Source organism: Motiliproteus sp. MSK22-1, assembly GCF_001968815.1.
Lineage (GTDB): Bacteria > Pseudomonadota > Gammaproteobacteria > Pseudomonadales > Balneatricaceae > Motiliproteus.
Genome location: NZ_MIEQ01000022.1, coordinates 246788 through 271545 on the forward strand (window position 1 = coordinate 246788; position 24758 = coordinate 271545).

26 protein-coding genes are annotated in these 24758 nt (G+C 46.9%); 17 read left to right on the forward strand and 9 right to left on the reverse strand.

The annotated features are described in order from the left end of the window. Nucleotides 1-53: 53 nt before the first annotated feature. The 3 genes from BGP75_RS26995 to BGP75_RS04345 all read right to left on the reverse strand — a co-directional run bounded on the left by BGP75_RS26995 (nucleotide 54) and on the right by BGP75_RS04345 (nucleotide 5163). On the reverse strand, nucleotides 54-1727 hold the full coding sequence (locus tag BGP75_RS26995; RefSeq protein WP_076715562.1) for a methyl-accepting chemotaxis protein: 1674 nt from the start codon (nucleotides 1725-1727) through the stop codon (nucleotides 54-56). A gap of 230 nt (nucleotides 1728-1957) precedes the next feature. Then, entirely contained in the window at nucleotides 1958-4465 is a 2508-nt protein-coding gene (locus BGP75_RS04340) for an ABC transporter permease (RefSeq protein WP_076715568.1), read from the reverse strand. Next, nucleotides 4462-5163: an ABC transporter ATP-binding protein gene (locus tag BGP75_RS04345; RefSeq protein ID WP_233152840.1), complete on the reverse strand. Its 702-nt coding sequence runs from the start codon at nucleotides 5161-5163 to the stop codon at nucleotides 4462-4464. Before BGP75_RS04345 ends, BGP75_RS04340 begins: the two co-directional genes overlap by 4 nt. Between BGP75_RS04345 and BGP75_RS04350 the strand changes: the two genes are divergently transcribed. Then, nucleotides 5157-5810 (forward strand): arylesterase, encoded by a 654-nt coding sequence (locus tag BGP75_RS04350; RefSeq protein ID WP_304441968.1) that lies wholly within the window; start codon nucleotides 5157-5159, stop codon nucleotides 5808-5810. The genes BGP75_RS04345 and BGP75_RS04350 overlap by 7 nt on opposite strands. 18 nt (nucleotides 5811-5828) lie before the next feature. Here BGP75_RS04350 and BGP75_RS04355 read toward each other — a convergent pair whose 3' ends face one another. After that, nucleotides 5829-6926 (reverse strand): DUF2325 domain-containing protein, encoded by a 1098-nt coding sequence (locus BGP75_RS04355; RefSeq protein ID WP_076715573.1) that lies wholly within the window; start codon nucleotides 6924-6926, stop codon nucleotides 5829-5831. 987 nt (nucleotides 6927-7913) lie between these two features. Between BGP75_RS04355 and BGP75_RS04365 the strand changes: the two genes are divergently transcribed. The 10 genes from BGP75_RS04365 to BGP75_RS04405 all read left to right on the forward strand — a co-directional run bounded on the left by BGP75_RS04365 (nucleotide 7914) and on the right by BGP75_RS04405 (nucleotide 12656). Next, nucleotides 7914-8246, forward strand: coding sequence for a hypothetical protein (locus tag BGP75_RS04365; protein WP_198939265.1), 333 nt, complete (start codon nucleotides 7914-7916; stop codon nucleotides 8244-8246). Beyond that, entirely contained in the window at nucleotides 8246-8869 is a 624-nt protein-coding gene (locus BGP75_RS04370) for a hypothetical protein (protein ID WP_076715579.1), read from the forward strand. Before BGP75_RS04365 ends, BGP75_RS04370 begins: the two co-directional genes overlap by 1 nt. After that, nucleotides 8866-9114 carry a DUF6868 family protein gene (locus tag BGP75_RS04375; protein ID WP_076715582.1) on the forward strand — a complete coding sequence of 83 codons (249 nt, stop codon included), beginning with the start codon at nucleotides 8866-8868 and terminating at the stop codon, nucleotides 9112-9114. The genes BGP75_RS04370 and BGP75_RS04375 overlap by 4 nt, the downstream gene beginning before the upstream one ends. A 147-nt stretch (nucleotides 9115-9261) precedes the next feature. Next, the gene (locus BGP75_RS04380) at nucleotides 9262-9729 is read left to right on the forward strand and encodes a GNAT family N-acetyltransferase (protein ID WP_076715585.1); all 468 of its coding nucleotides are present in this window, start codon (nucleotides 9262-9264) and stop codon (nucleotides 9727-9729) included. Beyond that, nucleotides 9726-10508, forward strand: a complete 783-nt coding sequence (locus BGP75_RS04385; RefSeq protein ID WP_076715588.1) for a hypothetical protein — start codon at nucleotides 9726-9728, stop codon at nucleotides 10506-10508. The genes BGP75_RS04380 and BGP75_RS04385 overlap by 4 nt, the downstream gene beginning before the upstream one ends. Before the next feature lie 29 nt (nucleotides 10509-10537). Next, nucleotides 10538-10900, forward strand: coding sequence for a potassium channel family protein (locus tag BGP75_RS04390; RefSeq protein WP_076715591.1), 363 nt, complete (start codon nucleotides 10538-10540; stop codon nucleotides 10898-10900). 148 nt (nucleotides 10901-11048) lie between these two features. Further along, complete coding sequence (locus BGP75_RS04395) at nucleotides 11049-11558, forward strand: hypothetical protein (protein WP_076715594.1); 510 nt, start codon at nucleotides 11049-11051, stop codon at nucleotides 11556-11558. Nucleotides 11559-11567: 9 nt separating this feature from the next. Further along, complete coding sequence (locus BGP75_RS26735; RefSeq protein WP_143820974.1) at nucleotides 11568-11822, forward strand: hypothetical protein; 255 nt, start codon at nucleotides 11568-11570, stop codon at nucleotides 11820-11822. Nucleotides 11823-11901: 79 nt separating this feature from the next. Further along, nucleotides 11902-12270 (forward strand): VOC family protein, encoded by a 369-nt coding sequence (locus BGP75_RS04400; RefSeq protein ID WP_076715597.1) that lies wholly within the window; start codon nucleotides 11902-11904, stop codon nucleotides 12268-12270. A 119-nt stretch (nucleotides 12271-12389) separates the two neighbouring features. Beyond that, nucleotides 12390-12656, forward strand: a complete 267-nt coding sequence (locus BGP75_RS04405; RefSeq protein WP_076715600.1) for a TfoX/Sxy family DNA transformation protein — start codon at nucleotides 12390-12392, stop codon at nucleotides 12654-12656. A 120-nt stretch (nucleotides 12657-12776) separates the two neighbouring features. Here BGP75_RS04405 and dapD read toward each other — a convergent pair whose 3' ends face one another. From dapD to map, 5 genes are all read right to left on the reverse strand, one after another. Beyond that, the gene (dapD, locus tag BGP75_RS04410; protein WP_076715602.1) at nucleotides 12777-13814 is read right to left on the reverse strand and encodes a 2,3,4,5-tetrahydropyridine-2,6-dicarboxylate N-succinyltransferase; all 1038 of its coding nucleotides are present in this window, start codon (nucleotides 13812-13814) and stop codon (nucleotides 12777-12779) included. Nucleotides 13815-13960: 146 nt separating this feature from the next. Continuing rightward, nucleotides 13961-14317 (reverse strand): ArsC family reductase, encoded by a 357-nt coding sequence (locus tag BGP75_RS04415; RefSeq protein WP_076715605.1) that lies wholly within the window; start codon nucleotides 14315-14317, stop codon nucleotides 13961-13963. 62 nt (nucleotides 14318-14379) lie between these two features. Beyond that, nucleotides 14380-15582, reverse strand: a complete 1203-nt coding sequence (gene dapC, locus BGP75_RS04420; protein WP_076715608.1) for a succinyldiaminopimelate transaminase — start codon at nucleotides 15580-15582, stop codon at nucleotides 14380-14382. Between the two features lie 163 nt (nucleotides 15583-15745). Further along, a complete protein-coding gene (locus BGP75_RS04425) occupies nucleotides 15746-18448 on the reverse strand; it encodes a [protein-PII] uridylyltransferase (RefSeq protein ID WP_076715611.1) in 2703 nt (900 codons plus the stop codon). Between the two features lie 114 nt (nucleotides 18449-18562). Further along, the gene (gene map, locus BGP75_RS04430; RefSeq protein WP_076715614.1) at nucleotides 18563-19339 is read right to left on the reverse strand and encodes a type I methionyl aminopeptidase; all 777 of its coding nucleotides are present in this window, start codon (nucleotides 19337-19339) and stop codon (nucleotides 18563-18565) included. 589 nt (nucleotides 19340-19928) lie between these two features. On the opposite strand from map, the gene rpsB reads away from it, so the two are divergent. The 6 genes from rpsB to BGP75_RS04460 all read left to right on the forward strand — a co-directional run bounded on the left by rpsB (nucleotide 19929) and on the right by BGP75_RS04460 (nucleotide 24673). Beyond that, complete coding sequence (rpsB, locus tag BGP75_RS04435; RefSeq protein ID WP_076715617.1) at nucleotides 19929-20660, forward strand: 30S ribosomal protein S2; 732 nt, start codon at nucleotides 19929-19931, stop codon at nucleotides 20658-20660. A gap of 90 nt (nucleotides 20661-20750) precedes the next feature. Further along, complete coding sequence (gene tsf, locus BGP75_RS04440) at nucleotides 20751-21611, forward strand: translation elongation factor Ts (RefSeq protein WP_076715619.1); 861 nt, start codon at nucleotides 20751-20753, stop codon at nucleotides 21609-21611. Nucleotides 21612-21717: 106 nt separating this feature from the next. Continuing rightward, nucleotides 21718-22473 (forward strand): UMP kinase, encoded by a 756-nt coding sequence (gene pyrH / locus BGP75_RS04445; RefSeq protein WP_076715622.1) that lies wholly within the window; start codon nucleotides 21718-21720, stop codon nucleotides 22471-22473. Next, the gene (frr, locus tag BGP75_RS04450; protein WP_076715625.1) at nucleotides 22463-23020 is read left to right on the forward strand and encodes a ribosome recycling factor; all 558 of its coding nucleotides are present in this window, start codon (nucleotides 22463-22465) and stop codon (nucleotides 23018-23020) included. Before pyrH ends, frr begins: the two co-directional genes overlap by 11 nt. An 83-nt stretch (nucleotides 23021-23103) precedes the next feature. Then, nucleotides 23104-23868 carry a polyprenyl diphosphate synthase gene (gene uppS, locus BGP75_RS04455; protein WP_076715779.1) on the forward strand — a complete coding sequence of 255 codons (765 nt, stop codon included), beginning with the start codon at nucleotides 23104-23106 and terminating at the stop codon, nucleotides 23866-23868. Continuing rightward, complete coding sequence (locus BGP75_RS04460) at nucleotides 23861-24673, forward strand: phosphatidate cytidylyltransferase (protein WP_076715628.1); 813 nt, start codon at nucleotides 23861-23863, stop codon at nucleotides 24671-24673. Before uppS ends, BGP75_RS04460 begins: the two co-directional genes overlap by 8 nt. Nucleotides 24674-24758: the final 85 nt, after the last annotated feature.

Consider the following 24758-nt stretch of genomic DNA (forward strand, 5'->3'; position numbering starts at 1 on the left):
TAAAGCAGACTGTTTTTAATTGCAGCGTGCCCGCTTTGCTGTCAGCGTGCCCTCTAATTCTGAGGGCTAGCTTCTTTGCGATTGCCTCTCTCTGGTAACTCCTCCAGATTAAACTGCCCTACCACTTTTTGCAGGTGTTCTGACAATTCCAGCAGATTATGAGTGGCATGTGCGACCTGATTGGAGTTTTGCATTGTCTGATCGGCAATATGATTGATACTGAGAATATTGCGGTTAATTTCACTGGCTGTTGCCTGTTGCTCTTCGGCTGCCGCCGCATTCTGTATATTAAGAGAATTCAGGGTATCAACCGCATCGGTAATATCACTGAGGAACTGTCCCGTGTCAGCAGCATGCTGAACACTGTTTTCAGCTCGCTTGCAGCTCAGATTCATCACTTCAGCTGCTTCACGGGCATTACTCTGTAGCTCTTCTATCATGGTTTGTATTTCATTTGTGGACTCATGAGTTCGAGTTGCCAGAGCCCGAACTTCATCCGCAACCACGGCAAACCCGCGGCCTTGCTCACCAGCCCGAGCGGCTTCGATAGCGGCATTCAGGGCGAGAAGGTTCGTCTGACCGGCAATGGTTGAAATGACTTCGACCACTTGGCCGATGCTGTCGCTATGTTCCTCCAGTTGCTTTATTACCCGGGCAGAATCTTCCAGATCTTTAGATAAGGAGTTTATGCTGTCGATGGACTCTTTGACTTTGATGCGTCCCTCTGACGCTCGACGACTGGTTTCCTCTGTGCTTTGTGCAGCGGTTGTGGCATTACTTGCCACCTCATGAGAAGTCTGTTCCATCTCCGTAAAAGCTGTAGCCACCTGATCTGTTTCTTGGTGTTGTCTGCGAGTGCCTTCAATATTGGCGTCGGCGGCCAGTTCCAGTTGTTTTGATTCTTCGTTGAGATGTTTTGTAGAGCCAAGAACCTGATGAATGATATGACTGAATTTTTCCATCATTTTATTGAAACCTTCAGCCACTTCCCCCAGCTCATCATTGCTACGAATATTAATACGGTGATTAAGATTGGCGCTGCTCTCTACATCCCTGAGGGTACGAATAACTGAAGCGAGTGGGCGAGCTACCAGTTTGCGAAGAATCCAACTGATAACAATAAGACCGATGACAAGCATTAAAGTATTAAGGCCGATATTAGTCCATATCTGGCGTTCGACATGGGCGTCAAGCTTTTGCAACGAATAGTCCAGACGAACGGCACCCAGAATTGTCCCTTCGGTGGTGGCATGGCAGGTCAGGCAATTGGTTCCGCGAAAATTATCAGATGCGACCAGGGGAAAGGCGATGGTCAGACGGCGTCCTTCATCTCCTTGGTAAATACTCTTGATCATTTCCCCAGCGAGTGCCTGTTTATCGAACTGATCAGCAGCTATGGCGGAACCCTTTGCCGGTCCATAAATTTTCGAGACGGCTTCGCTACGCAATACTCGGGCGTCAATCACTTCTTCACGAGAGGTGAGTTTGCTGCGTGCAATCTCCTTTTGTGCCATCTTACCGGTTAACATCAGAGTATTTACGTTATCAAAATAGGACTCAGCTAATCCATTGGCTTGATCAACGACCATTTCCTCGACCATCGCCCGTTGGCTGGAAAACTGATAAACGGCTGAGACTACCAGCATTGTGACAAACAACAGTATCAGCGCAATATCAATCTTCAGGCTGATAGAGCCTTTGCTCTTGCTTATTGTTTGTTCGGACATCGAATTAACCTCAAGTTAATGTAATCCTCCCGCAGTGAATGTTTGCGGCAAGGGATCTCAAGAAGACTATTAATAACATTAGGTATGACATTCAGGGACAAACAGACGGCTACCTGGAGAATACGAATGCCAATCTTTCAAGGTGGATTTTGAACGATTGTTTGATAAATGCACTTGATCCAGATCAGTATATCCCTGTCCTTTTTATGGGAATGCCCATGAATTTGGAGTTACAGCTCTCGTAACACCTTTAATGGACTTTGTTTGATGACTTTGCGAGTGCCGAGCAGGCCGGAACAGCCCACCAATGCCGCTCCTGCCAGAGGGGACCAAAGCCATAGCGCCAGGTTGGGGTTGTACTCCAATTTGAACAATTGCTGATACAGCCAGAAAGATACAGCTTCGTCCAACAGTGCTGCCAGTATGCCCGCAAGTGCCCCCATAAGCAGAAACTCAAGGCCTAACATGCGCCGCAGTGTTTTGCTGTTGCCTCCGAGAGTACGCAGCAGGGCTCCTTCTTGCAGCCGCTCATCAATGCTGGTGGCAAGCGCTGCGAACAGCACGGTGATTCCAGCGGCGAGAACAAACATCAGCACATATTCCACGGCAATGCTAACCTGTTCGATAATACTACGGATCTGTGCCAGTAAACGGTCCACTTCCAGAAGGGTCAGGGTTGGAAACTGCTGTATGAGTTGATTCAGTTCAGCGCTGCGATCGTTGGGCAGATAGAAACTGGTAATAAAATTAGCGGGTAGTCCTTCAAGCGCTCCAGGAGGGTAAATTACGTAGAAATTTGGTCGTAAGGAGCCCCAATCCAAGCTCCGCAGGCTGATGATCTCACTCTCGACACTGCGATCACCAAAACTGAATCTTAGTTTGTCACCAATTCCGACACCGAGATCTCTCGCCAAGTCTCTTTCAAGGGATATATAGGGTTTCCCCTGATCTTCGGGTTGCCACCAACGGCCTTCGAGAATCCGATTATCAGCAGCCAGTGTATCGCTCCAGGTCAGGTTTAACTCACGACTAATTGCCCTGCGACCTGGAGATTGCTCTGGAATAGTCTTAGCGGCCTCTTGGCCGTTTATATGGCTTAACCGACCTCGGACCATTGGGTATACACCGCTATGGGGGATTTGTTTGTTATCCAGGTAGCCTTCCAGTTCTTCAACCTGCCAGGGCTGTATATTGATAAGAAAATTATTCGGTGCTTGGTCGGGAAGTTGTTCCTGCCAGCTCTGGAGCAGGTCGCTGCGTACTATCAGTATTAACGCCATCGCCGCCAGGGTGATTCCAAAAGCAAACAGTTGGCTAAGACTGTCCCGCGGGTGACGCAGGAGGTTTTTACTGGCCAGGCGCCAGGCCAGAGGGCCTGGTATTCTTACCAGAGACCGGAGCAGAATCCAGGCCAGAACCCCTAAAATCAAGGCGCCAATACTGCCGATACCGGCGATTACCAGTGTCAGTTTCAAATCCCGGCTATAAGCCCAGAGCAACATTAAAATCAGCAAAGCCGAGAGCCCATAAACCAGCCAGGCACTTCTGGGTAAGGGGCTTAGATCACGGCGTAGAACCCGTAACGGCGTGACATCACTGAGTCGTAGCAGTGGGGGCAGGGCAAAGCCTGCCAAAACCAGCATACCGGTGCAAAATCCAACTAAGGCAGGTACTAAGCCGGGACCCGGTAAAGTACCGGGTACCAATCCTGACAGTAGCTCTACCAGAATGTACTGGGCCATCCAGCCTAAACCAACACCGGCGGCCGAAGCTAACGTCCCAGCCATCATCAGCTGCAAGCTGTAGAGTTTTAGAATATGGCGCTGGGGTTGCCCAAAACAACGCAGTAATGCTGCCGTGTCATAATGACGTTCGCTGTAGCGACGAGCTGCCATGGCGATGGCAATACCTGCCATGATTACTGCCATAAGGCCGGACAGGTTCAAATAGCTCTGGGCTCGAGTCAAAGTTGTACCGAGGCTGGGGCTTTCCCGCTGAATATCCAATATCCGTTCACCTGGTTTTAGTCGCTCTTCCAGCCAATCGCGAAAAGGCTCCAGGTCTGCTTCAGAGCCATTAAACAGGTAGCGGTAGCGTATCCGGCTACCGGGTTGAATCACTTCAGTGGCCGCGATGTCGCTTTGATGCATCATTGCTCGTGGCTGTAAACTGAACAGGCCGCCTCCCCGATCTGGCTCCTGTATCAGCATCTGGCTGACGGTAAAAACCGATGCACCGAGTTCGACGGAGTCTCCAACCTCCATATTCAGGGATTCCAGTACCCGAGGTTCCAGCCAGAGTTCGCCGCTGCTGGGGCCTTGTTTAATCACTTTAGCTACCTGATCGCGACCAGTGCTGACCTTAACTTCACCTTTAAGCGGATAATGGTCGTCAACAACCTTGACGCTGCTAAGCAACATTTTTTCACCGTTGATCAGCATGCTGGGGAATACCAGTTGTTCACTGTATTGCAGATTTCGTTGTGTCGCTTCAGCTCGCAGGTTTTCTGGAAATGCTCGGGATGTTCTTAACACCAGGTCTGCGCCGAGAAACTCTGTTGCCTGGCGAACCAGGGCTCGTTCCACCCGATCGGTAAAAAAACCTACGGCGCAACTGGCAGTAACCGCAATCATCAAGGCGATCAGTAATAATCTGAGTTCTCCGCCTCTCCACTCTCGCCAAAGTAGCTTCAGGGCAAGAGAAACGGTGGGTGAGCGGGTTGTCGTTATCGTGCTCATAACATCGGCTCCAGACGACCGTCAGTCAGTTCAAGTCGGCGCTGGCAGCGTTCTGCCAAGCGGATATCATGAGTAACCAGGATTAAGGTTGTGTGCTGTTCTTCGTTTAACTGGAACAGCAAATCGATAATTTTTTCGCCGGTATGCTGGTCGAGATTGCCGGTGGGTTCATCGGCAAAAAGCAACTGGGGGCGGCTGGCAAAGGCTCTTGCGATAGCAACTCGCTGCTGTTCTCCGCCGGAAAGCTGGCGAGGGTAATGCTCCACTCGGCTCGCTAGGCCGACGCGTTCCAGAATCTGAAGTGCTTCAGCTTCGGCGTTGTTGATTCCCTTCAGCTCCAGGGGCAGCATGGCGTTCTCTAAGGCCGTTAAGGCTGGTAACAGCTGGAAATTCTGAAACACAAAACCGACGCTGTCACTACGGACCTGGGCGCGCTTGTCTTCATCCAAATGACTCAGAGCCTGGCCATTCAGTAGAACTTCTCCACTGGTGATAGTGTCCAAACCAGCCAGTAACCCTAACAATGTTGATTTGCCTGCTCCTGATGCGCCAAGGATTGCCACACTCTCCCCCCGGTTGACGTCGAGGTCAAGGCCGCTGAGAATGGAGATAATTCCCTGCTGCGCCTGGACCTCTTTACCGAGGTTACGAGCAGCCAAAATGCTGGTGGTCTGATCTGAGGAAGTCTGTGGTGTCAAAATTGTCACGTTATTCAAACCTGTCATGGTGGCTGTTAGTCGCCTTTGTCGCAATCTTGATAGTGGCTATGCCTGTGCGAGCAACGGCTATGGAGCTGTTGGTTCTTGGGGATAGTATCAGTGCTGGCTACGGTCTGGAAGACAAGTCCGGCTGGGTGCAGTTGCTTGAGCAGCGGTTGAAACGACAACATGCATCGATTAATGTGATCAACGCCAGCATCAGTGGAGAAACAACCAGTGGCGGCTTGACACGTCTTCCAACGTTGCTGGAGCGGTATCAACCTCGTTGGGTGATTATAGAACTGGGTGGGAATGATGGACTGCGGGGTACGCCCTTGAAGGCGATGGAGTCCAATATTGAACGATTGATAACTAAAGCTCAGGAAGCTGGTGCTGAGGTCCTGCTGTTGGGAATGCGGATACCTCCCAACTATGGGCGTCGCTATGCCGAAGGATTCTTCCAAACCTATGCTCGAGTTGCTCAGCGTCACCAGGTCTCCTACTATCCTTTCTTTCTAGAAGGGGTTGGCGGTATACCAGAACTGATGCAAGCCGACGGAATCCACCCCAATGATAAAGCCCAAGACCAACTGCTGGACAATATATGGCCGCAGCTGGAATCCTTATTGACTCATACGGACTCGTAAAGTTTCACCCGATTGTTTTTATGAGTTGTTGTTTTGTTCTAGCACCGTCCGTAATCCACCGGAAAAAGCGGATAAGCTTGAGCTGCGTAGCGGGATGAACGGTTTATTGTGCTTTTTACAGTAGCGTTTTACCTTAAGACAGGCATCGTGACTGACACAGTCTATGGCACAGAAAACCAGATCAGCAGATACCAGGCTGTTCTGTAAACCGGCTCGGCTGTCTTCCAAGCCACCATCATGATGAATTAGCTGGCCATTATGGGCTTCCGTTAATGCTCGCAGGTGAGGCAACATCTTGCTGCGACCACCTACATAGATAAGTTGTTGACCGTCCAGGCTGGCTATAGGCTCTTCTATATCTGAATGATTATTAGCTGCTGGTAATAGAGCGATCATGTTGAGCTCCAGAGCTTGGCGCTCCAAATGAGCCTCCTGCAGCTGATCCTTTAGTCCTTCTAAGCCCTGCTCGAGTTCTGTTAAGCGCATTTCCCGTTGAGTAAGGCGATTTTCTGTCCATTCCAATCGCTTTAGTAATTGTCGGTAATCCTTATCTTTTTCCCGCATCTGCTGTTTTAGATGGCTGATATTGTCAGAAGGCTCCTCGGCCTGCTTCTCTTGTTGCTGACGTAATGCCGAAAGGGCTTTTTCCTGAGCTTGAAATAATTGCTCCTGCTGTGTTTGATACTGTCGCTGAGCAATTTGGCTTTCATCCAGTTTCTGTTGCAGTTCTGTTACCTGGCTTTGAAGCTGTTGCCTGGTATGCAAATCAGCACGATTTTCAGAACCCTGAATATGAGACAGCATGTGAACCTGCTGATGTACCCGGGTAATCAGATTTCCATCTGTTTCAGGGTGCGTCATTAGAGCCCATAACAGTCCAGCCATATCCCCACCTTGCAGCGCCTGTTCCCACATCGGCACAAAGGATTTACTGTCAGCCCCCTTCAACTGCTGTATCCAGCGATGATATTTACGATCCAACATCCGCTGAAGATTACGGGCAGTGCGCTTTCTTTTCGCTGATTCAGCGACCATATGAGAATGCAGCAGAAAATCATCCGTACTGGCATCAACAGTGTAGTTACTTTGCCGAGCGACTTTACGAAGCTCAGCCATCGTTAAGCAGGTCCCCAGAATAGAACAATGGAAATGGTGATGGATCTCCCACAACTTGAGGCGTCGTGATAAGGGCTTGACCGGAATGCTATTGACGGAGTCAGAGGATTGGCACATAACAGCATCTACCGAATGGTTAATGAAAGGCAAATGATAATCATTATTGATTGTGAGTCAAGGTTTGATGTGACTTAACGCCTCAGTAGTGATTGATCGTGGGTAAGGAATTGATAATGAAGGACGTGTGTTGTATTTTTTGGTATGCGTCTTGTTGATGTGATTTATTTCGCTTGGGAAACGTTGAGTATAATATAATGCTTAATCTTTAGAATATGGATTCGTATCTGGTAACAACTATTGCTGTGTCAATAATCATGACAGTAATTGGGATAAACCAAAGCAAGCGGATTTTCCTAATTATTCTTATGATTACTTCAGTGCTGATAGGGTGGCATATTCAAGTAATAAGGGTGGAATTTTATAATGAACTAGCTTGGCTTGAATTTTCAGAAGGAGTGCGAAACCACGAACCTGAGGATGGGGCATCAAGCTTATTCGTCTTAATGTTTGGTTGGGTGCCAAGTTTGATATTTAGTTTTTTAATAATTAAAGTTTATAAACTAAATAAAATACAATTTTACGAAAAAAATTAACAAATTAAAATTAAATTTTGACAGAGAGTAAGTTTTGGATGTAGGTGGGTTTATTTACCACTTATATTTCTATAAAATTCTTTTCTTTCTTTAAAAATTAATCCTTATTAAACACGGATGTGCTTATGCGAAACCTTGCTATAACCCAAATGGAGCAAACATATCTAGCTCAAAAAAACCTTACACAATTTTGGTTAATTCGCCTTAAAGTTCAAGATCCTATCGCCAGAATAGGCTATGCGCTGTGGTGTAAGAGTGCGGAGACCTTAAAAGGGAGATAGCACAAGGAAATAGCGCTTACTGGGATCATAAAGGTTTTTTGTATTGGGAAGGCATGGCAAGATCAACTGTAGTTAACCTTGCTGCAGGACTTGAGAAATCAGGATTTCACGGTAGCTTTACGGAAATGAGGGCCAAAATAAAAAAGGTAGGTCTTGAAGTCGCTCGTCAGCATGCTATTTTCGTTGAAATAGACAGAAAACAGAAGATTGGTTCGGTCGCTGGATTGCTCAGTTTGAGTCAAGTTGCCAAATATCATCACATTGCGTTTGCTAAATTTGGTATTCCCTCAAATTTCTACGGAGGCACTTGGCTGTTTATTATACCGGATAGCCTAGAGTTAGAAGCATATGGACATCTGTATTGTCATGACTGTGATCTGGCATAATGCGTTATTATAATTTAAAGACATTGACGTATGTTGTTACCCTGTCGCTAATGGCTGCATCATGCGGTGCAAACGAAGACTATATAAGAGTTGCCCCCTCCCTCTGCATACCAATAAATTATGCAGTAACAACGCGAAATAGTGCTTTGCCGTCAACACAATTAGACCCCGACAGCGATAGTGCTGATGTAAGTATTTACTTACCGCCTAAAGAACTCGCTGATGCTGTGCCTGGATACCTGGCTGAAACCCTTATCGGAGAACAAAGCCATCAGCAGGCCCTCTATGTGATGATTGGCCAACCTGCAGTTAGAATTTTGGAGTCAACTGCTACATTAGCCACTCTCCCTTCAGCTGCTAATCTATATAAAGCCGAAGCTGGCACTATTGCCTGGCAAGTCGCGGAAAACCGTGAAGGTACTTACGTTCACTGGGGGCATTGTTCACACACCTTTGTAACAGAAAAACACTACGATTGTCTGCGAGATCTACAAACAGCAAACTACCTATTTACTTATACAATAGATGCATTGAATCTCCATCTGTACAAGGAGATTGACGCTTATCTGCTGAGTAAAGCGAGCCTATGGAAATGCGCTGATAACAGGGAGGAAAAGTTATGATCACTCTTTCACAATTAACTGAATTATTGGGCTGGGCTGCTGTAGTCAATATTGCATACCTTCTTCTAGCGACCTTAACCATGATTTTTATGAGAGGGGCTATCTCTTCAATCCATAGCAAGTTACTGGGTGTCGACGAAAAAGAATTGGGCTCTCTGTATTTTAAATTTTTAAGTAACTATAAAATCATGACTTTAGTTTTTATCGTCGCACCCTATATTGCTCTAAAAATTATGGGTCATTAACAGCTTAGAAAATAAAACAACCAGAGTGCTGTAACCGCTACAGCATCTCCGGGTCTAGGTTGCTTGGGTTTTTGGTGCTGATAATAAAAAATTTACTTTTTTATAGTTTCGTGAAAAATTCAGGTTAACACATTGGATGCAAACCCTATGAATATACAACTACATCAGGCGTCGTTAAAGGAGGTAACGCTTCTTCTTCCATTTGTGAGTGCATATCATGAGTTTGAGCAACTGGAGAGTACTCAAATAGAGCGTGAATCAGCGGTACGCAAGCTGATAATGAATCCTGAATTTGGTGGTATCTGGCTGATCTATTGCGACAACACAATAGCGGGATATATTGCTATTTGTCGAGGGTACAGTATTGAATTCAATGGTTTTGATGCCTTTGTCGATGAATTTTATCTGAGCACTGAGTTCCGTGGAAAAGGAGTGGGCACTCAGGTCTTGGAGGCTATCAGGAAGGAAGCCAAAAATCTTGAAATCAACGCATTGCACTTGGAAGTGGCCCGGAGCAATGTCGCAGCGAAAAAGTTTTATGAAAAGGCCGGGTTTAAAGCGCGGGAAAAGTATTTGTTGATGTCAGCGGAGTTAGATGTGGGGGCTAAACTTTGAATATTGTAAAAATAACTAACAAAATTGCTTTGGTTACAGTTTTTTTATTAATGTATTGGGTCTTTATATTTATTTGCTCTACTGTTTTTGGATTCAAAGTTTTTAGAGAAAATATGACAGAAATGTTTTTGTTAAGTATTTTTGGTATATTTTCTATTCTGGCTGGTGCGATTGTATTGAATATTATGTTCAATCTTACAGCTATTGCAGAGAAAGGTGGCACGGCTGAAATACAATCTAAGACTCACTATAAAATTGTTACTTCCTGTTTTTTAGGTTCCTTGCTTGTTATCTTTACTCTTTTGTATACAGGTGATTTTTTAACATCGAAGCAAAAAGAAAAGTATCTTGTTTCTTCTGCTGCAGACTTGTTAGAAGAACAGTCAGAAATAATTTCCAGGTTAAGCGCATTTTCGTTTTCTCGAGAGTATATCCAAAAAACCAGTCAGGACATTAAGGTACTCAGTAGAGTAGAAGAAAAGTTTCCGAGAGTAACTGTAATTGCAAGGGATAGACTGGATGGAAAACCACTGCTGTTAGGGTTTAGCAACTACTCTGGCTTAGGTAAGAATGAAGAAGCTTTAAAAGAAAACTATATACTGAGTACTTCAAGTGAAGAGCGGAAATATTTGCACTCAGTATTTGACGGTGATGTCACTGATTATCACTTTTCCTCTAATGATGGAAGGTATGAAGTTTATTACCCGGTAACAACAGATAATGGAACAGTTGTAATACATCTCTCGCAACATAGTCGATACGGGAAGATCGGTTCCTGAATTTTCAGTTCTTATCAGGGCGGTTATTTATGGATTTTACAATTGCTTTTATTAAGTTTTTTATCATCGGTGTTTACTTTGCCATGCCGCTATTGTTGTTTCTGTTTTTTCAGGTACTCATCTTAGGGCAAGTCGTTGGTCGTATAGAAGGCTGGACTAAGTTCGATGCATTCTATTGGTCATTTATTACGGCGTTGACGGTTGGTTATGGTGATATCAGGCCATTGAGGAAAATATCGAAAGTTGTCTCAATTGCCATAGCATTTATAGGAATAATGTTTACGGGAATTATTGTCGCAATAACTGTTTCTACAGCGACCAAAGCATTTGAAAAGTATGTTGATATGTCTTCAATATTGGAACCCAAAGAACAGCAGCGTAGAAATTTATAGCAGAAGCAAATAACAGGGTGAGATCTGCAAGATAGGGTTTGCACTGGTTTCAGTTTATTCTGGCATGGTTCTTAACCGATCAATGTGGCGCCGAGTGGAATTTTGGTCTACATATTGATGGAGTCGCGTTTACTCTTAAGGATATCCGATGAACCATAAAAAGCGCGTGTCGATGTTGGGTGATGAGCGGCCCAGAAAAGGGCAGCCCCTCTTGATTGGTTTCTCTGGTGCGAGCTTTGCCACATCAGGCTCAGTCTCTATATTAGGGCTACAGGACTATTTGCTTGAAAACTTCTCCGGTGTTTTGGAGAAATTTCCCGAATATCAAGCCTTTTTCACCATTTCAACCTGGTTGTCTTTTACCGCTGGTGTGTTGTTTCTACTTATCCCAACCACATTAACCCTATGGGTCGGCATTCATTTGATTGGTGTGAGTCTTCTCTATTTGATCAGCGCTGCCAAGGGTGTTGCCGATTTGTCATTTTGGGCGTATATCATTCCATACTGGGCGTGGACGGCGGCGGTTCTCAGCCAGGGGGCTGGTGATCTTTTAAAGTTTTATTTCAAGCATACTTATATTGATTTTTGGGTTTTACTGTCGTTTAAAGTTGGATTCCTGGTATGGGCGGTTCTGTTGTTTAATGAATTAGATCTATGAGGTTTTATTATGACTACAGAAACGGAGACAGGAACTCAAGCGCACCCAGATATTGAACGTCGAAAAATGAAATACAGCTGCCTTAACTGTAATGGTAATATTTTTTTAGTAGCGCCGGGTGAAACCGTCATAAAGTGTGCCCAATGCGCACAGATGAGCGCATTGGTGCTTTATTCCTGCAATGACTGCTGCCCTACGGGATACCGCTTCTGTCCTATTTGCAGAGCAGGTGTTGAGACCGACAAGGGCTGCTTTATTGACTGAGATAGAAGTGTTTACGCTGAGACAGTAGTATCGCGATTGATCTTTTCTATAGCCTGTCGTAACAATAAAGGGAATGATAATGAGACTTTATGCTGTGAGAATTCTGGTCGATGATTGGCTGTCAGCCTGTGATTTCTACGAAAATAAGCTGGGACTTGTCCTTGAGTTTAAGGATGAGTCATTCGGATGGGCTGAATTCGATGTTGGTGGGGCAAAATTTGGAATAGAGAGAGTTGATTCTGATGCCAGTAATGAGGACAAGTCATTAGTGGGTCGTTTTGTCGGGGTTTCCCTACAAGTTGATGATGTTCAGGTTACCTATGAGCAGCTGATCGCAAAGGGTGTTGAGTTTACGGCAACTCCAGAAAAACAACCCTGGGGAGGCGTTCTGGCACATCTAAAAGATACCAGCGGGAATGTTATAACGCTGATGAGTGAGAGCCGCTAAGCGTGTTGAATATGGCAACGTGGATCGAAATGGTTCTCGGATAGATACCGTCAGTGTGTTATATGACATCTGGTTTATTTCAACGATGATAAATTCTATGGAGGCAGAGAAGTACCCTGATGAGGCTTCGTGATTTAAAAGGTTTCGGCCCTAAAAGTGAAGAGATTCTGGCCAGGGTTGATGTTAATTCCGTTGAGGAGTTTATGGCTATCGATCCGTATGAACTCTATGCCAAACTGAAAAAGACGGTAAAAGGTACAGGGATGAATTCGATCTACGCAATCATTGGTGCTCAGGAAAATATACATTGGCAGGACGTTTCCAGGACCCGGAAGACGGAAATATTGATGAAGCTGGATGATATGGGGCTGGCACCAAAGCGTTAGAAAGACGCCCGGTATAAGTGGCAATACTGGTTTTTATCTCAAGCTTTTCTATCGGTGCTCAAGGGGCGCATAAAAAACCCGCCAAGCGGCGGGTTCTGTTAGTTTTCTGATCATCTGTGATCAGTTATTGGAGTGCAGTTCCTCGTTGAGCTGGATGGCTGATTTGTTGGTTTTGACTTCAATTCGGCCATTTTGAGAGTTACGACGGAAAAGCAGATCCGTTTGGCCTGCCAGCTGGCCCGCTTTAACGACTTCGACCTCCTGATTTTGATCATCCAGGACAACCACTTTAGAGCCACCGGTCACATAAAGACCTGCTTCTACTGTGCAGCGGTCACCCAGCGGGATACCAAGACCTGCATTTGCACCAATCAGGCAACCTTCTCCGACAGAAATTACTACGTTGTTACCTCCGGAAAGAGTACCCATGGTAGAGCAGCCACCGCCAAGATCAGAGCCTTCTCCTACTACAACACCCGCTGAAATGCGACCTTCAACCATGCTGGTGCCGAGAGTACCGGCGTTAAAGTTAACGAAGCCTTCGTGCATGATCGTAGTGCCTTCTCCCAGGTGGGCACCAAGGCGAACACGTGAAGTTGCGGCGATGCGAGTCCCGGCTGGTACAACATAGTTAGCCATTTTCGGAAATTTATCCACTGACTGTACGTCCAGAACCTTGCCGGCTGCCCGACTGGCAAGTTGACGCTGTGGTAAGTCTTCCAGTGCTACTGCTCCTTCGTTGGTCCAGGCAACATTTGGCAGCAGACCGAACATCCCGTCCAGGCAGGTTCCATGAGGCTTGATAATACGCTGAGAGATGAGTTGTAACTTCAGGTAAACCTCAGGAGTCGAAGCTGGTTTGTCATCATCCTGCAAAATACAGAGAACCAGAGGTTGCTCTGTACCCTTAAGTGTTTCAACGATAGCGATCTGGTCTTGCGCATTAACCGAAGAGAAAGCTGATGATAATGCCTCCAGCTGGTTGGCATTGATATCTATAGCCTGGTTGCCGCCTTCATAACCAATAGCATCCGCAAGTGCTTTGATCAGACTGTTGCAAGGCTCGAAAACTGGTTTTGCGTAAAACACCTCTAACCAGTCACCCTTGGAGGATTTTGTACCGATACCTAGCCCGAGGCTGAAATTATTACCACTCATGGAATCATTCTCCGATAGACGCTTATCTGTTATTCAATACAGTCGTTAGCCCAAAATGCTGTTTAGCCCTGGACTGGAATTAGCTGAAAGTCGTGCTTTTACTGGTTCGTGTTTAGTTAGAATCCTATGGATATCAGACTATGGGGTTAATCTGCCTGTTTTTCAAACAGAAGGCTATAGTCTGCTACTGAAAAGCCAAGTTTGCGTTGCTCTCCCAAGTCAAGCAGTGGACGTTTGATCATTGCCGGTTGTGCCAGCATCAGGTCGATAGCCCTGTCACGGGTAACAGCATCTTTTTGTTCCTGAGGAAGCTGGCGCCAAGTGGTTCCACGGCGATTCAGTAGTGCTTCCCAGCCCAGTTCGTCGGCCCAGCCATTCAATTGTGCAGCGTTCAGGCCATCTTTACGATAATCGTGAAACCTGTAGTCGATGCCTTCTTCCTGGAGCCATTTACGGGCTTTACGTATGGTGTCGCAGTTATTGATACCATATAGCGTGATCATAATGTGTGAGTGCCTCAGTGTTGTTCGGTTCAGTGTCTTTGTCTTTTCAGAAATTCATGCTGTTAGAGGGTTGCGACAAATCTGCTGATTCGCTCTGCTGCTTCAATGCATTCTTCCAGGGGGGCAACCAATGCCATTCGTATTCGATTGTCCCCAGGGTTTTTTCCTTGCTGTTCTCTGGATAGATATGAACCTGCCAGGACAGTAATATTCTGCTGGGCGAAGAGTTCGCGGGCGAAGGTTTCATCGTCCACTGGCGTCTTTGCCCAGAGGTAGAATCCTGCGTCAGGGCGGCTTACTTCCAGCACTCCATTTAGGCGTTGCAGCACCGCATCAAACTTCTCCCGGTATAAATCACGGTTGGCTACAACATGTTCTTCGTCTGCCCAGGCTTTGATGCTGGCATGTTGGGAATACAGCGGCATAGCGCAGCCGTGATAGGTTCGATAGAGCAGGAAGCGAGACAGAATTTCAGCATCTCCTGCGATGAATCCAGAACGAAGCCCTGGTAGATTCGAGCGCTTTGAAAGGCTATGAAAAACCAGGCATCGACGGTAGTCGTGGCGCCCCAATTCTGCACAGGCTTCTAAAAGCCCGACAGGCGGTCGGGCTTCATCAAAGTATATTTCTGAATAGCATTCGTCGGCAGCAATGGTGAAGTCATATTTATCGGCAAGCGCTATCAACTTCTGGAATTGCTCAAGGGATGTTACAGCGCCGGTAGGGTTGCCCGGAGAGCAAACAAATAGCAGTTGGCACTGTTGCCATACGTGCTCAGGCACTGAGTCATAATCTGGCAAAAAATTGTTGTCAGCCATGCAATTGAGAAAATAGGGCTTGGCGCCGGCTAAGTAGGCTGCTCCTTCGTAAATCTGGTAAAAAGGGTTGGGGCAGATTACCTTCGGCTGGGTTTTGGCGGTTCTATCGATAATGGCCTGGGTTATAGCAAACAAGGCCTCTCGGGTGCCGTTACAGGGAAGAACATTACTTTCAGGGTTGAGGCTCTCCGCTTTTAGGTTGAAGCGTTTTTCTGCCCATTGAGCAATTGCACTACGAAGTTCAGTAATCCCTTTGGTATTGGGGTAACCCGATAAACTGTCCAATTGATCGGTTATTTCCTGACGAACAAAAGCAGGTGCCGGGTGTTTAGGTTCACCAATTGACAATGCTATGTGGTTCAGCTCCGCAGGTGGCGTAATACCGGACTTTAACTGGTTTAGCCGTTCAAAAGGATAGGGTTGTAACTTGTTCAAATCCGGATTCATGGGTGTTCCTCGCAGGTAATCTTGCGGTTTGTTCGATTGTTATTTTGAAGTCTGGCCGAACGCTGTCTTTCACCTTAATGGATCAGGTAGCTGGCTTCAGCGATATGAGGCCAGTGATATCGGCCCTGGTGCATCAAATAGGGCCCGTTGCATCGGTTATGTATTACCCCAGGGCACTTTCCATCTGCCGATCAAGCTCTTCGATAATGCGACGTTGAAGTCGTTCAGCCAGCGCCGGATCGGTTATTGGCTGGCCGTTGTGGTCGCAAATAAAGAATACGTCTTCAACCCGCTCCCCGACATTCACAATGGTGGCTTTCGTCAGGTGGATTTGGCATTCCAGCAATACCTGGCCAATACGTGCCAGCAAGCCAGGGCGATCAGAAGTTGTAACTTCCATGGTGGTCACATTGCGTTCGGGGTCCGTGCTGAGCACAACATCTGTCTGCATGGCGAACAGTTTCAGTTGCCTGGGCATACGCCGTTGTACGATATCCTTATAGTCAGCAGGATCGTCCAGCTCATCTACCAGGGTGTTTTTGATCTTCATTATGTAATCGGGGTTATCACCGATAGGCTGGTTATTTTCGTCCAGTACGATATAGGTGTTGTAGCTGAAACCATCGTCATTGGTAATGATGCGAGCATCCTGAATGCTTAGATTTAGCTGATCCAGTGCCGCTACAGAGGCTGCAAACAGACCTTCATGGTCGCGCATGAAGATAAATATCTGGGTTGCACCTTCGTGTAGTTGTGCACTGGTTCCTTTGACCAGAACCAGTGGCTGCTCTCTGTCGCTGTGATTGAGAATAGCTTCGGTATGCCAGGCGATATCGTCCGCTTCTTCCCGCAGGAAGTAGTCATCACCCAGAGTCGCCCACAGGCATTCAGCGCTGTAATCGCTGATGCCGTTGTGCTTAAGCATGTTCAGTGCTTCTTTTTGAACCTGCTCAATTTTGTCTTCTCTGTTTTTGGGGTTTTCGAGACCCCGGCGCAGGACCTGCTGGGTCTGATTATAGAGTTGGCGCATTAACGAGGCCCGCCAGTTATTCCAGAGGGTGTTGTTGGTGGCGCAGATATCTGCCACCGTTAATGCATAGAGGTAGTCCAGATGGGTAATATCTCTGATCTTTAAGGCAAATTCATGAATGACTTCCGGATCCGTGATGTCCTTGCGTTGAGCCGTCATAGACATTAATAAGTGATTCTCAACCAGCCAGCCCACCAGCAGGGTATCCCATTTACCCAGGTGATGGCGTCGGCAGAAATCGCGGGCATCTTCTCCGCCGAGTGCAGAATGATCGCCGCCGCGACCTTTGGCGATATCGTGATAAAGGCCGGCGATGTAAAGCAGTGCCATTTTTGGGATTTTGCGGACAACACGGTTGGCAATCGGGAATTTCTCTTGCTGATCCCCATGACGGAAGCGGCGCATATTGGTGATTACCTTGAGGGTATGGGCATCAACCGTATATATATGAAATAAATCGTGCTGCATCTGTCCTACGATTCTGCCGAACTCCGGTAGATAGCGACCCAGAATACCATAGCGATTCATACGCTTGAGTTCTGTGGTGATTCCTTCAGGAGAGCGCAGTAGCTCCATAAACAATGAAGTGTTGCGAATATCTTCGCGAAAGCTGTCATCTATAAGGTGGCGATGGATTCTCAGCAGGCGCATGGTTGAAGATCGAACCCCTTCGAGTCCTGGGTTCTGGGCTAGCAGTACAAACATTTCCATCATTGCGAAGGGGGACTTTTCGAAGACATCATCGCTGGTGATTTCAATATGGTTAGCACGCACCTGGAAGCGGTTGTTCAGCGGCCTGACTTCTTCAGATGTGTCGTTATCCAGAATTGCTTCTTCAAAATGCTGTAGCAGCATATCGTTGAATTCGGCCAGGGACATCGCAATGCGATAGTACTTGCTCATAAACTGTTCGACAGCCAGAGCACCGTCAGTGTCCTGGTAACCGAAAAACTCGGCCAAGGTGCGCTGATGATCAAACAACAGGCGATTCTCACAGCGGTTGGTGAGCATGTGGAGTGCATAGCGGATGCTCCAGAGATAAAGTTCGCCTTTATCCAAAGCAATCAGCTCGCTGTCGGTAAGAAAGCCATGATCTACCAAGTCGTGCACGTAGGTGGCACCGAAGTGCCGTTTTGCTACCCAGCCGACAGTTTGGATATCCCGAAGACCCCCCGCCGAATCTTTGATATTGGGCTCAAGGTTGTACTCGGTATCGTTGGTGCGGTGATGACGCTGCCGCTGTTCTTCAACCTTGGCTTTATAGAATTCTTTACTGGACCAGACATCATCTTCAGTGACTTGAGCGTACATTGCATTGCGAAGATTGTCGTCCCCAACCAGGGTACGTGATTCGATCAGGTTGGTGGCAATCGTGATGTCTTTGCTCGCTTCTTCAACACATTGACTGATGGTGCGGACGCTGCTGCCGACATCAAGGGTAATATCCCAGAGGAAGGTAATGAACCCTTCGATACTGTCCCGGAAGTTTTCCGGGTCTTCATCTTTTAGCAGGATTAGCAGGTCGATATCAGAGTGAGGGTGCAGTTCACCTCGTCCATAACCTCCTACCGCGATCAGACTTAAGCGATCCCCCTCGGGCCAATCGTATTGTTGCCAGGCTCTACGTAAAAGCTGATCCAGCATCCAGGCCCGGCCGTAGATCAGTGTACGGATATCAACGCCTTCGCGAAAGCGTCTGTCCAGCTCTTCCTGACCTTCCTTAAGCGCTTTCTTGAATACTGCCAGAAACGAGCTTGAATTCTCCAGTTCCTTCTCAAAACTGGTGGGATCAAACAAGCCGTTGTCTGCTTTGAAATGGCTCAGGATATCGGTCATAGGTTCTCCACATGCGCGACTGATTGAGTGGTTAGGCGCCGGTTGTTGCGATAAGGCATCCATCAGCAATGGTTGGCCGTATTCCAACAAGGCGGAAACGATCAGATGGGTCTCCTAGAGCTTGCCCTTTTCTTCATTGCGAAGTGTCAGCACTTCAACGCCTTCGTCAGTAACCAACAGGGTGTGTTCCCACTGGGCAGACAGGCGTTTGTCCGTGGTTTCCACCGTCCAGCCATCGCGTTTGGAAAGTTTGGTGTGGCGCTTACCTGCATTGATCATTGGTTCAATGGTAAAGCACATGCCGGGCTGAAGTACGACGCCGGTGTTCCTTTTTCCGTAATGGAGCACTTGGGGATCTTCGTGGAATTCTTTGCCTATTCCGTGTCCGCAATACTCTCTAACAACTGAATAGTAGTTACCTTCAGCATGTTTTTGGATTGCATGACCAATATCCCCCAGTCTTACGCCGGGCTTGACCATTTTAATACCCAGATAGAGGCACTCTTGAGCGACTTCAGCTAACCGTTTCGCATGGGGGAGCGTTTTGCCAACGTAGAACATTTTGCTGGTGTCGCCGTGATACCCATCCTTGATAACGGTAATGTCGACATTAATGATATCGCCATTTTTTAACGGCTTGTCATTGGGAATACCATGACAGACAACATGGTTGATTGATGTACAGATAGATTTTGGAAAACCGTGATAGTTTAACGGTGCCGGAATGGATTGTTGCTCATTGACAATATAGTCATGACATATCTGATCAAGCTCGTTAGTGGTTACGCCAACGGCGATATGAGGCTCTATCATTTCCAGCACCTCTGCCGCCAGGCGGCCCGCAACGCGCATTTTTTCGATTTCTTCAGGGGTTTTTATAGTAACAGTCATAGGGCTAGAACTAATGATAAAAGCGAATGGTTAAAAGTTGGGAGTTGAGGCTTTATTGCTTGAAGCACTATTAATATATTACTTGGAGCCCCGTTAACATGCCGCCTGAGACCCCCATTAATAGTTGTAAAGCAGTATTCGCGCTAACAATACGTCCAGGCACAAACGGCATCAACCACAAACCGCCATTGTACACGCCTGTCGGCAAGTTGGAAGCAATGAGATTTGAAGGCGTAAATTATCCTCAGCTGTGACCTAAGATGGTGCATGAATTCAGTCGTCCCTGTGTTTAAAATCCCTGTAGAATATAAGAATTAACAGAGGTTGTTTTTGGCTGTTTTAAGGCAAGAGTCTGTGGGTAGGCTGATCCTGATTGAAAGCAGGTGAAATCACACGGCTGTTGTCAGTTCTTCTTTAAAATATCGCCTTGTTGTGGTATAAAGTCGCGCTCTTTGGAAGTCAGCTCGGTTTTCAAAGTAGAGAAATTAAATTATTAACGTCGCACATACACCGTCACATCCGCTCTGGGTGCCCCTTTGGGGTGAGCGATGGGGTGTGTGGAGGCCTAACCCGATATTAAGGAATACATATGTCTAAAGTATCTATGCGTGAGTTGCTGAAAGCCGGTGCGCACTTCGGTCATCAGACCCGTTACTGGAATCCGAAAATGGGTAAGTACATTTTCGGCGCACGTAACAAGATTCATATCATCAACCTTGAGCACACTGTTCCAGCCATGAACGAGGCTTTGGGCGTGGTTCAGCGTCTGGCTTCCAACAAGAACAAAATCTTGTTCGTTGGTACCAAGCGTGCTGCCAGCAAGGTTATTCGTGATGAAGGCGTTCGTTCTAACATGCCTTACGTCAACCACCGCTGGTTGGGTGGTATGTTGACTAACTACAAAACCATTCGTGCTTCTATTAAGCGATTCCGTGATCTGGAAAAGCAGTCTCAGGACGGTACCTTTGACAAGCTGACCAAGAAAGAAGCGCTGATGAACACCCGTGAGATGGCTAAGCTAGAGCGCTCTATTGGTGGTATCAAAGATATGGGCGGTCTGCCTGACGCACTGTTTGTTGTTGATGTTGATCATGAGCGTATTGCTATCAACGAAGCTAACAAGCTAGGTATTCCTGTAATTGGTATCGTAGATACCAACAGCAACCCTGACGGTGTTGACTACATCATTCCAGGTAATGATGACGCATTGCGCGCTATCCAGATTTACGTAAAAGCCGTTGCTGATGCGTGCCTGGAAGGAAGCAGTGCTGACCAGAGCGAATTTGTAGAAGTTGAAGAGCAGGCTGAAACTGCTGAATAAGCGCTTCTCCTGGCCTCTTGAAGGCTTCAGTAAGGGGAGCGTTGCTCCCCTTTTTTAAACGTATAATTTTGATTTTTAAGAGGATTTATCATGGCGGCAAAAATCTCTGCTTCTATGGTTAAAGAGCTACGCGAGCGCACTAGCTTGGGTATGCTGGAATGTAAGAAAGCACTTGCAGAAGCTGATGGTGATATTGAGCTGGCGATTGAAAATCTGCGTAAATCAAGTGGTATGAAGGCAGCCAAAAAAGCTGGTCGTACTGCTGCAGATGGTGTTGTTGCTACCAAAGTGGCTGACGATAACAGCTACGGTATCATCGTAGAGGTTAATTCTGAGACTGACTTTGTTGCTCGTGACGAAGGCTTCCTGGGGTTTGTAAACACTGTTCTGGACGCTGCATTTGAAGCAAAGCAAACCGATGTTGCTGCGTTGATGGAAGGTGACCTGGAAGAGAGGCGTCAAGCGCTGGTCCAAAAGATCGGTGAAAATATCGGTGTTCGTCGCATCGAAATGCTTGAAAGCGCTAATGTAGGTGCCTACACCCACAGTAACAATCGGATTGCTGTTCTGGTTGCCTTGACTGGTGGTGAGAACTCTGTGGCAAAAGATGTTGCTATGCATACTGCTGCTGTTAACCCTCGTGTTGCCAAGCCGGAAGATATGCCAGAAGAAGTTTTGGTTAAAGAGAAAGAAATCATTCTTGCACAGCCTGATATGGCTGGAAAGCCTGCTGAAATTGCAGAGAAAATGGTCGGCGGTCGTATCAAGAAGTTCTTGGCAGAAAACTCTCTTGTTGAGCAGGACTTTGTTAAAAATCCTGAAATCAAGATTGGTAAGCTGGTTAAAGATGCTGGTGCTGAAGTCGCTTCATTTGTTCGCTTTGAAGTGGGTGAAGGTATCGAAGTTGAGAAGGTTGACTTCGCTGACGAAGTTGCTGCTGCACTTAAGTAAGTGTTTCTCTCTGCATGGGTTGGCTGTATATCGATCAGAGTCAGCTCGTGCAACCCCCTGGGTCAGATGCTAAACTGCCAACCAAAATTTTCCGGGGATATAATCAGTGACTGATAAAAACAAGGCGCGTTATAAGCGCATTTTGTTAAAGCTTAGTGGCGAGGCCCTGATGGGCTCAGAAAACTTCGGTATTGATCCGAAGGTTCTGGATAGAATGGCGTTAGAAATTGGCCAGCTGGTCGGTATTGGTGTTCAAGTTGGTATCGTTATAGGTGGTGGTAACCTGTTCCGGGGAGAGGCCTTGAGTAAGGCCGGGATGGATCGAGTTACCGGTGACCACATGGGAATGCTGGCGACGGTAATGAATGCTCTGGCGATGCGTGATGCTCTGGAACGAAGTAATATTACCACCCGCGTCATGTCTGCAATTTCCATGGTTGGTGTGGTTGATGATTATGACCGTCGCCAAGCCATGCGTTACCTCAATCAAGGTGACGTGGTAATCTTCTCAGCAGGTACCGGAAATCCCTTCTTTACAACTGACTCGGCCGCTTGTCTGCGGGGAATTGAAGTAGAAGTGGATGTGGTGCTCAAAGCGACAAAAGTAGACGGTGTCTACTCAGCAGATCCAGTCAAAGATCCAACAGCGACTAAATATGATCGTCTGAGTTATGATGAGGTGCTTGAAAAGCAGCTTGGCGTTATGGATTTGACTGCAATGTGTCTTACTCGTGACCATGATATGCCAGTTCGGGTCTTTAATATGAACAAGCCTGGCGCCTTGGTAACAGTCGTCAGAGGCGGTGACGAAGGTACGCTGATCCATAGTGGTGAGTCAGAAGGAGATAACAGTGATCAATGAAATAAGAGAAGATGCTGAAGAGCGAATGCTCAAGAGTGTACAGTCATTGGTTGGTAATTTTAAAAAAATTCGAACAGGTCGTGCCCACCCCAGCATTTTAGATTCCATAAGAGTTTCTTATTATGGTGGTGATGTACCCTTGAGTCAGGTTGCCAACATTAGTGTTGAGGATGCTCGTACCCTATCTATCACTCCATGGGAGCGACCTATGGTGCCTGATATCGAAAAAGCGATTATGAAATCCGATCTTGGCCTGAACCCTTCGACAGCGGGTACTGTTATTCGGGTGCCGATGCCTGCATTGACAGAAGAGACTCGTAAGGGATTCATCCGTCAGGCCCGTCAGGAGGCTGAAGCTGCCAGAATCGCTATTCGGAATATCCGCCGGGATGCCAATAATGATGTTAAGGAGCTTCTGAAAGAAAAGGAAATTACTGAGGATGACGAACGTCGTAGTCAGGATGCCATTCAGAAGTTAACCGACAAGTGTATTGCTGAAGTCGAAGTGCATCTACAGAAGAAAGAAGCTGATTTGATGGAAATCTGAGCCAGGCTTTGTCGGGTTCAATTGACTGATGACTAGTGTTGAACCCGGCTGTCTTCTGGGCTCCGGCTGAACCGAAGGATGATATGGTCGAACTGAAATCCTTTCCTAAGGTGCCGCGTCATGTGGCTATCGTTATGGATGGCAACAACCGTTGGGCAAAGTCGCGAAGACTGCCTAGCCTGGCTGGTCATAAGGCTGGCGTGGATGCGGTCCGTGCAACTGTGGATGGTTGTGCCCGTTATGGTGTTGAATCGCTTACTCTATTTGCTTTCAGTAGTGAAAACTGGCGACGTCCAGAATTAGAAGTACGTGGTTTAATGGAGCTTTTTATGCTCGCGCTCAAGCGGGAGGTTAAAAAACTCCATAAGAATAATATCCGCCTGAAAGTGGTTGGCGATAAGAGTCGATTCAGCGACGGGTTGCAACGAAAAATTGTCGAGGCTGAGGCTTTGACCGCCGCAAATACGGGGCTGACACTGAATGTTGCTGCTAATTATGGCGGTCAATGGGATATTGTTCAGGCAGCGCAGAAGCTGGCTGAAAAGGTTAGAGATGGTGCGCTCCAGTCAAGTCAGATTACTGTGGACTGTTTTGAAGATCATATGACTCTGGCAGGGCAAGCTCCGGTCGATTTATGCATACGTACGGGTGGCGAGCAGCGAATCAGTAACTTCCTTCTCTGGCATTTTGCTTATGCAGAATTTTATTTTACCCCTAAATACTGGCCTGACTTTGATTGTAACGAATTGGAAGCTGCCTTTGAGGTATTTGTAGGCCGGCAGCGTCGATTCGGTAAAACGAGTGAACAGGTCGAGTCCGAGGTGCAAGGCGAGGGCTCGGATGCTTAAAAAGCGAATCCTTACCGCATCAGTATTGGCGCCAATAGTACTCATTTGTGTTTTTTGGTTTCCTCTTGAATATTTTCAGTGGTTTGTGGCCTTGGTTATGTGTCTTGGGGCTTGGGAGTGGGCAAACCTTTCTGGTCTTGAGGATATGATTCAGCGCTGGCTGTATGCTGCGGCGTTGACGGCGTTTTTGCCTGTTCTGGTGTTGTTTCCCTTACCAAGTGGCGTGCTGTTGTTTATTGCCTGTTTGTTTTGGCTCCTGGGACTCATTTGGGTAAGAGGATATCCTGGCTCCAGTGATCAATGGGGTGGAGTTCTTCAGCGGACCCTGATGGGCGTGGCGGTACTAATTCCCACTTGGCATGCATTGGTTTTCCTAAAGGCAGTGGCTCCTGCGGGGGGGCTTCTTTTACTGCTGATGCTATTGGTCTGGGGAGCTGATATTGGCGCTTATTTTGCCGGTCGTACCTGGGGGCGTTCGAAGCTGGCTCCCGCAGTCAGTCCAGGAAAAACCATGGCAGGTTTCTATGGCGGGCTGGTTACCAGTCTGGTCATTGCATTAGTGATTGGTCTTTATTGGCAGTTAAAACCTTTGGCACTATTGTCGCTATTGCTTGTCTGTTTGGTTACGGCGCTGGCCTCAGTTTTGGGTGATTTGCTGGAAAGCATGGTTAAACGTCACCGCGGAATCAAAGACAGCAGCCAGCTTCTACCAGGTCATGGTGGAATAATGGATCGAATCGATAGCCTGACTGCTGCGGCTCCCGTTTTTGCTCTTGGTATTTCCCTGGTTGGTTTGGCTCAATAGAGTGGTTCTCAGAAAAACTATAGCGATCTTGCGCTAGATGTTTAATGCTGAGTCGGTTGTACATTAAGCGATATAAGGCTTAAAC

Bases quoted from the DNA above. Each gene is read 5' to 3' on its own strand.
- map (WP_076715614.1), bottom strand. From the start codon at position 19,339: ATGACTGTTACTATAAAAACCCCTGAAGAAATCGAAAAAATGCGCGTT.
- rpsB (WP_076715617.1), top strand. From the start codon at position 19,929: ATGTCTAAAGTATCTATGCGTGAGTTGCTGAAAGCCGGTGCGCACTTC.
- BGP75_RS04395 (WP_076715594.1), top strand. From the start codon at position 11,049: ATGAACCATAAAAAGCGCGTGTCGATGTTGGGTGATGAGCGGCCCAGA.
- BGP75_RS04355 (WP_076715573.1), bottom strand. From the start codon at position 6,926: ATGGCTGAGCTTCGTAAAGTCGCTCGGCAAAGTAACTACACTGTTGAT.
- dapD (WP_076715602.1), bottom strand. From the start codon at position 13,814: ATGAGTGGTAATAATTTCAGCCTCGGGCTAGGTATCGGTACAAAATCC.
- BGP75_RS04375 (WP_076715582.1), top strand. From the start codon at position 8,866: ATGATCACTCTTTCACAATTAACTGAATTATTGGGCTGGGCTGCTGTA.
- BGP75_RS04460 (WP_076715628.1), top strand. From the start codon at position 23,861: ATGCTTAAAAAGCGAATCCTTACCGCATCAGTATTGGCGCCAATAGTA.
- BGP75_RS04390 (WP_076715591.1), top strand. From the start codon at position 10,538: ATGGATTTTACAATTGCTTTTATTAAGTTTTTTATCATCGGTGTTTAC.
- BGP75_RS04405 (WP_076715600.1), top strand. From the start codon at position 12,390: ATGAGGCTTCGTGATTTAAAAGGTTTCGGCCCTAAAAGTGAAGAGATT.
- BGP75_RS04415 (WP_076715605.1), bottom strand. From the start codon at position 14,317: ATGATCACGCTATATGGTATCAATAACTGCGACACCATACGTAAAGCC.
- dapC (WP_076715608.1), bottom strand. From the start codon at position 15,582: ATGAATCCGGATTTGAACAAGTTACAACCCTATCCTTTTGAACGGCTA.
- BGP75_RS04370 (WP_076715579.1), top strand. From the start codon at position 8,246: ATGCGTTATTATAATTTAAAGACATTGACGTATGTTGTTACCCTGTCG.
- BGP75_RS04380 (WP_076715585.1), top strand. From the start codon at position 9,262: ATGAATATACAACTACATCAGGCGTCGTTAAAGGAGGTAACGCTTCTT.
- BGP75_RS04400 (WP_076715597.1), top strand. From the start codon at position 11,902: ATGAGACTTTATGCTGTGAGAATTCTGGTCGATGATTGGCTGTCAGCC.
- uppS (WP_076715779.1), top strand. From the start codon at position 23,104: ATGGTCGAACTGAAATCCTTTCCTAAGGTGCCGCGTCATGTGGCTATC.
- BGP75_RS04365 (WP_198939265.1), top strand. From the start codon at position 7,914: ATGGCAAGATCAACTGTAGTTAACCTTGCTGCAGGACTTGAGAAATCA.
- tsf (WP_076715619.1), top strand. From the start codon at position 20,751: ATGGCGGCAAAAATCTCTGCTTCTATGGTTAAAGAGCTACGCGAGCGC.
- BGP75_RS04340 (WP_076715568.1), bottom strand. From the start codon at position 4,465: ATGAGCACGATAACGACAACCCGCTCACCCACCGTTTCTCTTGCCCTG.
- BGP75_RS26735 (WP_143820974.1), top strand. From the start codon at position 11,568: ATGACTACAGAAACGGAGACAGGAACTCAAGCGCACCCAGATATTGAA.
- BGP75_RS26995 (WP_076715562.1), bottom strand. From the start codon at position 1,727: ATGTCCGAACAAACAATAAGCAAGAGCAAAGGCTCTATCAGCCTGAAG.
- BGP75_RS04425 (WP_076715611.1), bottom strand. From the start codon at position 18,448: ATGACCGATATCCTGAGCCATTTCAAAGCAGACAACGGCTTGTTTGAT.